We start from the raw sequence: 9,324 nt of genomic DNA, 5'->3' as shown, positions 1-9,324 counted from the left end.
CTGTGTTCGTGGACCGCACAGCTGATACAGAGAGAGGGGAAGCCATGAACGAAGCATTCAACACGCTGCTCGAAGTCGAGGCCCGTGACCCCGAGTTCGCTCGTGCGTATGCCGCGGAGACCGCGCGAATCGAGGCGATCGACTCCATCATCAACGCGCTCGACGAAGCGCGAAGCACTGAGAACTTGAGCAAGGCGGCGCTGGCCAGGGCGATCGGCTCCAACGACAGCACTGTACGACGCCTGTTGTCGTCGGAGTCGGTGAACCCGACGCTCAGTACCATCGCGGAGGTCGCCGCGGCGCTGGGCCTGAAGGTCACGCTCACCCCTATGTCGGAGGATGAGCGCACCCGCATCACCGAGCCCATGCGGGCCTGCGCCTAGTTTGCGCTTATCGCTGCGCTGATGTCCTCAGGGGTGGCGAGTGACCGCGGGTTGCGCTTGCGGTACTCGTTGCCCAGGTCGCGAACCTCGGCGTAGCGGGAAGCCGGCAGGGTGGTCTGGTAGCGCTTCGCGGCCCCATGGATGACCACAAGCAGTGGCACTGTCTTCCCCTCGGCGGTGTAGTCGAGGACGCAGAACAGCCGGTAGTGCCACTTCCCATTCGGGGTGCCGGAGGTAACACGGGCCTCGAAGTAGCCGGTCATGTCGCCGTGCATCGCTTCCCACTGCCCCCCGCCGGCGAACCGCTTCGGCGGGGACTTGGCCACTGCGGCGAGGGTCGCGAGTAACCGGGCCCGGACGTTGACCGGGAACGTGAGTAGTGCGTCCAGGCCGGGAGCGGTCTGTGCCTCGTCGTCGTCGCGGTGCCGCTTGAAGAACTCCACCTCATGCGGAGTGTCGGACGGCAGGGGTTCTACCCGCGACAGCTTGCGACTCACGTTCTCATCTCATCACGGCGGTGTCAGATACCGGTTCGGACGACGGGATCGCGTCGGCTGGCACGCGAGGCCGCAGCGCGTCACGAGACCCGTTGCCGGACAGTTGACGGACCAGTGAGTCGGCCCGCCCCGTACCTGCCTCTCGCGTTCACGATCGATCCGTAGGACACGCTAAGACGACGCTCGGCATCACGCACAGCGACACCTCACAACGCCAGATCGAACGACTGCCGACGCATCGAACGAGGAAACACTGCAACTCCCCGAATCAGTGATTTTGCGTTGACCGTTCGAATCTGCCTCCGATCGGCAACCCAAGCGTGGCAAACCATGGAATCTGCACCAAAATGCAGCGGGGATTTTCGTCCAAGGTTAACCTACGGTCCCGTAACCTACGGTAGCGTAGGTTGTGGTCGAACGTGATGGGAGGACCCCGGAATGGACATCCAAGCCGAACTGCTCCACGAGCTGGAACCGGTTGTCGCGCAGAACCTCGATCGGCATCTGTCGATGGCGCGGGAGTGGTTCCCGCATGACTACGTTCCGTGGAGCCGGGGGCGTGATTACGCCTTCCTGGGCGGCGAGGACTGGCAGCCCGAGGATTCGCCGTTGGACCCGGTCGCCAAGGTGGCCCTGACCGTCAACCTGCTGACCGAGGACAACCTGCCGTCCTATCACCGGGAGATCGCGACGCGGTTCTCCCGCGACGGCGCCTGGGGTACCTGGGTCGGGCAGTGGACCGCCGAAGAGGGCCGCCACAGCATCGCGCTGCGCGATTATCTGGTGGTCACCCGTGGGGTGGATCCTGTTGTGCTGGAACGCCTTCGGATGGAGCACACAGTCGCCGGGTACGACTCGGGGGACAAGACGCCGCTGGCGGCGCTGGCCTACGTGTCGTTCCAGGAGCTGGCCACCCGGGTCTCACACCGCAACACCGGCCGGGCCTCGGGGTGTCCGGTGGCCGATCAGCTACTGGCCCGGATCGCGGCCGACGAGAACCTGCACATGGTGTTCTATCGCAATCTGATGGCCGCAGCGCTGGACATCGCACCCGATGCCGCGATGATGGCCATCCGTGATGAGGTGGTGAACTTCGCCATGCCCGGCCAGGGAATGACCGACTTCGCCAAGAACGCGATCACCATCGCCAAGGCCGGCATCTACGACCTGCGGGTACACCACGACGACGTGGTGCAGCCGGTCCTGCGGTTCTGGCGGGTCTTCGACCGGACTGATTTCGGGCCCGCCGGGGAGAAGGCTCGTGAGGAGCTCGCCGGGTTCCTCGAGCTGGTCGATGAGCGTGCCCGGTTCTACGAGCAGAAGCGCGAGCGCGTCGGGGCGGCTTCGTAACGCCACGTCGCTGCGACGTGGCGCAGATCACACAGCTCGGACGATTCACATCGGTCTGATCTCGGGTATCGAGGAAAGGTCGGTGCGGTAGGTCGCAGGGTCGTAACGAGTGTGGGTGGGTCGAAAATGAACCGGATTGGTCGTTGGTTGGGCGCAGTGGCATCGGCAGTGTTCGTGGCGGGCGGGTGTATCGCCGCAGCCGGTCAGGCTTCGGCGGATCCCTGTGCGGATGTGCAGGTGGTGTTCGCGCGGGGCACGTTCGAACCGCCGGGCGTGGGCGGTACCGGCCAGGCCTTCATCGATGCGTTGCGAGCCCGGACCGATGGCAAGTCTGTCGACGTCTACGGCGTGAATTACCCTGCGTCGCTTGACTTCGCGACCGCCGCCGACGGTGTGGCCGACGCGAGCAACAAGGTCCGGGCCACGGCCGCGGCCTGCCCGGACACCGACATCGTGCTGGGTGGCTTCTCGCAGGGTGCCGCGGTGGCCGCCTACATCACCGAGGACGAGGTGCCGCAGGGCTTCGCGTTGCCGCCGAGCATCACCGGCCCGCTTCCGGCAGAGGTGGCCGACCATGTGGCCGCGGTGGCGCTGTTCGGTAAGCCCTCGAGTGGCTTCCTGCAGATGATCTACACCGGTGCACCGCCCATCACGGTCGGATCCCGGTACGCCGGCAAGACGGATGACCTGTGCATCACGGAGGATCCGGTGTGTTCGCCGACCGGCAGCGACAACAATGCGCACAACTTGTACGTCGCCAACGGACTGACCGAGCAGGCCGCCGACTACGTGGCCGCGCGGCTGGATGGTCAGCAGCCGGACCAGAGTGTGGCTCAGACCGCCGGACAGTAGGAATCGGTCCGAGGCGCACACGCTATTGTTCGGTCACGTTGCCTTGGATAGGGGAGAGTCTGTGACGGAACAAGAGCCGCAATTGACGGTCGGCCAGAAGGCCAAGCTGTATCTGCAGGCCGCGGGTGCATTCGCGCGTAATCCGAAGGCTCTGGTGGCTCTTGTGAAGTACAAGCTCGCCGAGCGGAAGTCGGCCAAAGAAGCCGGCTGATCACACCTCGGGCAGTTGCCGCGCGATCTCACCGAGCTTCTCCACGCCACGTGCGATCTGGGATTCGGTGAGGTTGGCGTAGCCCAGGATCAGCCCGGGCGGCGCGGTATCGGGGTCGGCGTAGCACGGCGCCAATGGTTCGAGCCGGATCCGCCGGGCGGTGGCGCGGCGGATCAGCTCGTCGACCGGGAAACCGGCCGGGAACCGCACCGTGAGGTGCACCCCGGCTGCCGCGCCGAGAACTTCGGCCAGGGGCAGATGCCGTGACAGCGCGTCCAGCAGCGCGCGGCGCCGCGCCGGGTAGCGACGACGCATCTGGCGGAGGTGACGGTCGTAGCCGCCGGAGGTCAGAAACTGGCTGAACGCGATCTGGTCCATCACCGAACTACCGGTGTCGGCAAGGCCTTTCGCGATGCGGACCGGTTCGATCAGGTGATCGGGCACCACCATCCAGCCGATCCGCAGGCCGGGCGCCAAAGTTTTGCTGGTCGACCCGACGTAGACCACCTGGTCGGGTGCGACGCCTTGCAGCGCGCCGACCGGCGAACGGTCGTAGCGGTATTCGGCGTCGTAGTCGTCTTCGATGATCAGCCGTCCGGGTTGTTGCGCCCAGTGCAGGAGCGCGGTGCGCCGCGCCGGCGAGAGCACCACGCCGGTCGGTGACTGGTGGGCCGGGGTGGTCAGTATCGTGGTGGCGCCACTGGCTTCGAGTGCGGCGACGTCGATGCCGTCGCCGTCAACAGGGATGGGTGACGGCTCGATTCCGTTGTGTCGCAAAACCATTCGATGCGGCCAGAATCCGGGATCTTCCGTCGCCACGGAGTTGTCCAGGCATCGGGCCAGCAGGGCGATGGCCTGGGTGGCGCCGGAGCACAAGACGATGCGGCGCGGGTCGGCGACCACGCCGCGGGTGCGCCGCAGATAGTCGGCCACCGCGGTGCGGGTGGCCGCCAATCCGTGCGGCGCCACGTAGCCGAACGTGCTGGATTCGGTCTCGGCCAGGCCCTGCCGCATCGCCCGCAGCCAGGCCTGTCGCGGGAAGCTGGCGAGATCCGGTGAGCCCGGGGCGAAATCGATGTCAAAGCGGGCGCGGGTGGCATCTGTGCCGGCACGGCTCGGGGTGACGGGTGCGACGGCGGCGACGTGGGTGCCGCCGCCCTGGCGGGTGTGCAGGAATCCCTCGGCGGTGAGCTGACCGTAGGCCTCCACCACCAGCCGGCGCGACACCCCGAGGTCGGCGGCGAGCACCCGGGTGGCCGGCATGCGGGTGGCCGGGGCCAGGCGGCCGGAGCGGATCGCCTCGCGCAGGCCGTCGGCGAGTTGGCGGTGCAGGGGTTGGCTGCCACCACGGTCCAGTTCGACCAGCAGCTCCGGCCCCGAATTGGTACCCGAAGTTGCCATGAAATTGGAGCCTACTCGGAGACCATCGGCGGTCTACCGTGAAAGCCATGGCGACGACGGCCAAGACATCGGCCACGACGGCGGCCACGCAGACCCGCTCGCGGTATCCCGGCGTGGTTCTTGCGGTGTTCGGCGTCTACTCGGTGGCGTTGGGGCTGTTCATGCTGCTGGCGCCGGGTCCGTTCTACGACACGATCGGCGCGTTCGGCACCCGCAACGACCACTACATCTTCGACAACGCCTCCTTCGAGTTGCCGCTCGGACTGATGATGCTGGCTGCGTTTCAGTGGCCGAGTTGGCGAGTGCCGACCCTGGCGTTCGCCACCGCACACTGGGCGCTGCATTCGTTGAGCCATCTGATCGACACCGACCACGCCGCGGGCAACTGGGTCGGCTGGCTGGAGGCCGGCGGCCTGGTATTGACCACGGTGTTGCTGGCAATTGCGTTGCGTACCAGCATTTCCGATGACAAGACAGGAGAACCGTAGATGCGTGTCCTGGTGGCGGGGGCAACCAGTGTTCCGGGAATTCCGTTGCTGCGTGAGCTCAATGCGCGCGGCCACGAGGTGATCGGGGTGACCCGCTCGTCGAGCAAGACGCCCCAGATCTCGGCGGCGGGCGGCAAGCCCGTGGTGGCCGACGTCCTCGATGCCGGTCAGATCGACGCGGTGGTGGCCGAATTCGCCCCGGAGACCGTGGTGAGCCTGCTGACCACGCTGCCCAAACTGGGCCCCAAGCGGATGAAGGATTTCGAGCCGGCCAAAGAGCTGTGGAGCCGGGGTGCCGGCAATCTGGTGGCCGCCGCGCAACGGGCCGGGGTTCGTCGCGTCGTCGCCGAATCGGTGATCTTCGCCTACGGGTACGGACCCACCGGACCGGAGTTGATCGACGAGACCGACCCGTACCCCGGACCGCCGCCACGCGGCGGCGAACAGATGCTGGCGGCGTTGCGAGGGATGGAACGTGACGTGCTGACGTCCGGGGAGCGCAGCGGCACCGAGGGAATCGTGTTGCGTTACGGCGCTTTCTACGGCCCCGGCGTCACCCACGACGACCTGTTCCGGCGGCTGGCGAAATGGTGGGCGCTGCCGGCGATGACCGGCCCCGGGATCGTGTCCTGGGTGCACATCGACGACGTCGCCCGGGCTACCGCCGATGCGCTCGACAAGGGCCGCGGCGGCCAGATCTACAACATCGTCGACGACCGCCCGCAGTCGTTCGGTGACTACGTCCGGGAGCTGAACCGCACGCTGCATCGGCCGCCGCCGCTGCCGATCTCGCATCGACTGGTCGGACTGGTGGCCCCGTACCCGGCCACCGCATTCGGCACGGCTTGGCTGCCGCTGTCGAACGCGAAGGCCAAAGCCGAACTCGGCTGGACGCCTATTCCCCGGTGAACTGCGGCGGGCGCTTCTGGAACATCGCAGTGACCGCCTCGGCCAGATCCTTGGACGGCAGGAACGCCGAGTTCCACGCCGCCACATAACGCAGGCTCTCGGCCACCCTGGCCGTGCGCTGCTGGTCGAGTACATCCTTCACCCCGGCCACGGTCAGCGGCGGGTTGGCGGCGATCTCAGTGGCCGTGGCGTGTGCGGCGGCCAAGGAGGCGTCGGCGTCGTCGTAGACGTCGTTGACCAGACCGATGCGCGCGGCATGCGCTGCGTCCACGTCCTTACCCGTCAGCACCAGCTCACGCAGATGCCCGTCGGACAGGATCAGCGGCAGCCGGGCCAGGCTGCCCACGTCGGCGACGATGGCCAGCTTGGTCTCGCGCACCGAGAATTTCGCGTCGGCGCTGGCGTAGCGGATATCCACCGCGCTGACCAGATCCACCCCGCCGCCGATGCACCAGCCGTGGATCGAGGCGATGGTCGGGGTACGGCAGTCGGCGACGGCGGTGATGGCGCCCTGCATCTTCTGCAGCCGCTTGTGGAACCCGGCGCGGTCGGCCGCACCGGCATCCAGACCGGGCATCGCTGCGCCCATGGCCGGCAGGTCCAAACCGTAGCTGAAGTTCTTGCCGGAGCCGGTCAGCACGATCGCGCGCACGTCGGGGTCGTCGTCGAGAGTGCCGAACACGTCGGGCATCTCGGCCCAGAACGCCGGGCCCATCGCGTTGCCCTTGCCGGGACCCAGCAGCGTCACCCGGGCAACGTGGTCGGAGATTTCGACGGAGGCGGATTCGTAGGTGTCAGCCATCGGGTCTCTCCTAGACGCGTTGGAGGTAGAAGTACAGGTAGCGGCCGTCAACCACCGCGCCCTTGCCGTTCATGATGCCGACGACGGTGTGGTCGTCGACCACCTTGAAGTGGTCGTGCACCGGCGCGCCGTCGTAGACCATCGTCGCGGTCACCTCGCCGCGGAACTCCTCCAGCCACAGGCTGGCCTCGCCCTTCATCGCCTCGGTGTTGGAGAACTTGTTGCCCTCGGCGTCCAGGCAGACCAGTGGCTTGGCGTCGGCGGCCGAGTGGAACGTCTTGCCGAACCAGTTGAGCCGCTTCATGAAGCCGTTGGCCTTGTGCCCGGTCTGGAATTCGCCGCCCTTCCACTCACCGAGCATGAAGTCGATGCTGGCGGGCCGCAGCAGCGCCCAGAACGCGTCGAGTTCGGTGTCGGGGATCTGGCCGTCGCGGCTCACGAACCCGTCGAACGTACCGCGCGCATCGCTCACTTGGTTTCTCCTGTCCGAGTCCCGGCGTCACCCGCGATCCAGCTCTGGGCGAACTCCAGAAAGGCGTCGTTCTCGTGCGGGGCACCGATGGTGACCCGCACGCCGTCCTCACCGTACGGGCGCACGATGATGCGGCTGTCAGCGGCCCCGGCCACGAAGTCGAGGGTGCGTTCGGCGAGCGGCAGCCAGACGAAGTTCGCCTGCGAGGGCGGCAGCTCGTAGCCGGCCGCGCGCAGGGCGGCGCTGACCCGGCTGCGTTCGGCGACGACGGCGTCGGTGCGGGCCAACAACTCGTCGGCGGCCTCCAGGCTGGCGATGGCCGCGGCCTGGGACACGCTCGTCGCGCTGAACGGCACGTAGACCTTGCCGAGCGCGGTGACGATCTCGGGATCGGCGACGGCATAACCGACGCGCAGGCCGGCCAGCCCGTAGGCCTTCGAGAAGGTCCGCAGAACAACCACATTGGGGTGGGCGCGGACCAGCTCGAGGCTGTCGGGCAGCAGCCCGTCGCGGATGTACTCCACGTAGGCCTCGTCGAGCACGATCAGGATGTCGTCGGGGACGGCGGCCACGAACCGGGCCAGGGCCTCGGGGTCCACCACGGTGGACGTCGGGTTGTTCGGGTTGCAGACGAAGATCAGCCGGGTGCGGTCGGTGACCGCCGCGAGCATGGCGTCGAGATCGTGAGTCTGCTCACGCAGCGGGACCGGTACGCCCGTCGCCCCGGCGGTACGGATCTGCAGCGGATAGATCTCGAAACTGCGCCATCCGTACACGACTTCGTCGCCGACGCTGGATGTGATTTGTATCAACTGCTGGCACAGGCTGACCGAACCGCAGCCCACAGCGATCTGCTCGGGCGCGACGTCGACGTGCTTGGCCAGGTGTTCGCGCAGGTCACGGTAGCCGTTGTCGGGGTAGCGGTTGATGTTCTCGGTGGCCTGCAGGATGGCTTCCCGCACGCTCGGAAGGGGCGGAAACACGGTTTCATTGCTGGCGATCTTGATTGCGCCCGGAACTGTTTTGCCTGGTGCGTATGCCGGAAGGTCGGCCATTTCGGGACGCAAACGGATACTCACTTGGCCAGCATAGGGGAGGCTGTGTACTGTGTGCCCTCGGCGGTTTCGGGCAACAGGACGGAGTCCGGTACCCTCACAGAAGTTCAAAGGAGGCGTGCCAGAGCGGCCGAATGGGACTCACTGCTAATGAGTTGTCCCCCTTACCGGGGACCGGAGGTTCAAATCCTCTCGCCTCCGCCACGGTTGACTTGTCAACCGCACAACTGAATAGCGCAAGGCGCCCGTAGCTCAACGGATAGAGCATCTGACTACGGATCAGAAGGTTAGGGGTTCGAATCCCTTCGGGCGCACTCAAAGAAATCGAGGCGTGGTCTGCGGACCACGCCTCGATTTTTGTCTCTTGCTTTCATCGAGATCGACACCTGGGCTGTGATTCCCGCGGAACAACCACCCTGGCGTCGATTTCGGCGATCTCCGCCGGGCAGTCGGCAGCCAGGCCGGCCCGCTTACTCCGACCCGACGGCAGTCGCGATGTCGACGGCCATCTCCCGCAGCACGTCGTCGGTGACGAATTGCCGGGCGGTCTGGCGATTGAGCCGCAGCACGGAGACCAGGAGTTCGACGTGGCCGGCGACCTGGACCCGGGCCAGCTCCGGTGGCAGGTGCAGGCCGTGCAGGTCGGCCAGGAATCCACGCAGCACGGTGACCCGGTCGTTCATCCACGGTGACCGGCCGGTCACCAGGGTGGCCGAGGTCTTCAGCTGGCCGGCATAGCGACGGCGCCGGGGTCGTTCGAAGACGCCGTGGTGGGCTTGCCGCGGCCGATCGGCGGGACGGGTCCGGGCCCGGATACGGCCGTCACCCTGCGGTGTACCGCATCCGGTGAATGCCGCCGTGCGCATGACCCTGGCGGTCGCCATGGCGTGTCTGTGTCCCATTG

General features: G+C 66.9%; 12 protein-coding genes and 2 tRNA genes. 8 read left to right on the top strand and 6 right to left on the bottom strand.

The window, feature by feature from the left end:
• Positions 1-44: 44 nt before the first annotated feature.
• Positions 45-383 (top strand): helix-turn-helix domain-containing protein, encoded by a 339-nt coding sequence (locus FR943_RS25065; protein WP_217161004.1) that lies wholly within the window; start codon positions 45-47, stop codon positions 381-383.
• On the opposite strand, the gene FR943_RS25060 is transcribed toward FR943_RS25065, so the two are convergent.
• Entirely contained in the window at positions 380-880 is a 501-nt protein-coding gene (locus FR943_RS25060) for a hypothetical protein (RefSeq protein ID WP_308170652.1), read from the bottom strand. The two genes, FR943_RS25065 and FR943_RS25060, sit on opposite strands and share 4 nt — an antisense overlap.
• A 438-nt stretch (positions 881-1,318) precedes the next feature.
• Here FR943_RS25060 and FR943_RS25055 point away from each other — a divergent pair, with 438 nt between their 5' ends.
• The 3 genes from FR943_RS25055 (at position 1,319) to FR943_RS25045 (ending at position 3,293) form a co-directional block, all read left to right on the top strand.
• Entirely contained in the window at positions 1,319-2,230 is a 912-nt protein-coding gene (locus FR943_RS25055; protein ID WP_217161002.1) for an acyl-ACP desaturase, read from the top strand.
• Positions 2,231-2,356: 126 nt separating this feature from the next.
• A complete protein-coding gene (locus tag FR943_RS25050; protein ID WP_217161001.1) occupies positions 2,357-3,082 on the top strand; it encodes a cutinase family protein in 726 nt (241 codons plus the stop codon).
• A 61-nt stretch (positions 3,083-3,143) separates the two neighbouring features.
• Positions 3,144-3,293, top strand: a complete 150-nt coding sequence (locus FR943_RS25045; RefSeq protein WP_217161000.1) for a hypothetical protein — start codon at positions 3,144-3,146, stop codon at positions 3,291-3,293.
• On the opposite strand, the gene pdxR is transcribed toward FR943_RS25045, so the two are convergent.
• Positions 3,294-4,694: a MocR-like pyridoxine biosynthesis transcription factor PdxR gene (gene pdxR / locus FR943_RS25040; RefSeq protein WP_217160999.1), complete on the bottom strand. Its 1,401-nt coding sequence runs from the start codon at positions 4,692-4,694 to the stop codon at positions 3,294-3,296. It abuts the gene before it with no gap.
• 47 nt (positions 4,695-4,741) lie between these two features.
• Here pdxR and FR943_RS25035 point away from each other — a divergent pair, with 47 nt between their 5' ends.
• Complete coding sequence (locus FR943_RS25035; RefSeq protein WP_217160997.1) at positions 4,742-5,182, top strand: hypothetical protein; 441 nt, start codon at positions 4,742-4,744, stop codon at positions 5,180-5,182.
• Positions 5,183-6,091 carry an NAD-dependent epimerase/dehydratase family protein gene (locus FR943_RS25030; RefSeq protein WP_217160995.1) on the top strand — a complete coding sequence of 303 codons (909 nt, stop codon included), beginning with the start codon at positions 5,183-5,185 and terminating at the stop codon, positions 6,089-6,091.
• Here the strand turns inward: FR943_RS25030 and FR943_RS25025 are convergent.
• From FR943_RS25025 to hisC, 3 genes are read right to left on the bottom strand one after another with little or no spacing between them, the layout of a single operon-like run.
• A complete protein-coding gene (locus FR943_RS25025; RefSeq protein WP_217160993.1) occupies positions 6,078-6,893 on the bottom strand; it encodes a crotonase/enoyl-CoA hydratase family protein in 816 nt (271 codons plus the stop codon). The genes FR943_RS25030 and FR943_RS25025 overlap by 14 nt on opposite strands.
• A gap of 10 nt (positions 6,894-6,903) precedes the next feature.
• A complete protein-coding gene (locus FR943_RS25020) occupies positions 6,904-7,365 on the bottom strand; it encodes a DUF4334 domain-containing protein (protein ID WP_217160992.1) in 462 nt (153 codons plus the stop codon).
• A complete protein-coding gene (hisC, locus tag FR943_RS25015; RefSeq protein ID WP_217160991.1) occupies positions 7,362-8,444 on the bottom strand; it encodes a histidinol-phosphate transaminase in 1,083 nt (360 codons plus the stop codon). Before hisC ends, FR943_RS25020 begins: the two co-directional genes overlap by 4 nt.
• 88 nt (positions 8,445-8,532) lie before the next feature.
• Between hisC and FR943_RS25010 the strand changes: the two genes are divergently transcribed.
• Both FR943_RS25010 and FR943_RS25005 read left to right on the top strand, forming a co-directional pair.
• Positions 8,533-8,624: transfer RNA gene (locus FR943_RS25010), tRNA-Ser, on the top strand.
• Between the two features lie 37 nt (positions 8,625-8,661).
• Positions 8,662-8,734 (top strand) — tRNA-Arg (locus FR943_RS25005).
• A gap of 156 nt (positions 8,735-8,890) precedes the next feature.
• Here the strand turns inward: FR943_RS25005 and FR943_RS25000 are convergent.
• Entirely contained in the window at positions 8,891-9,304 is a 414-nt protein-coding gene (locus tag FR943_RS25000; protein ID WP_246585253.1) for a hypothetical protein, read from the bottom strand.
• Positions 9,305-9,324 lie beyond the last annotated feature (20 nt).

It is taken from the genome of [Mycobacterium] fortunisiensis, from assembly GCF_019050325.1.
Taxonomy (GTDB): domain Bacteria; phylum Actinomycetota; class Actinomycetes; order Mycobacteriales; family Mycobacteriaceae; genus Mycobacterium; species Mycobacterium fortunisiensis.
The sequence above is the reverse complement of the archived record's forward strand: the minus strand, read 5'-3'. Positions and strand labels throughout refer to the sequence as shown.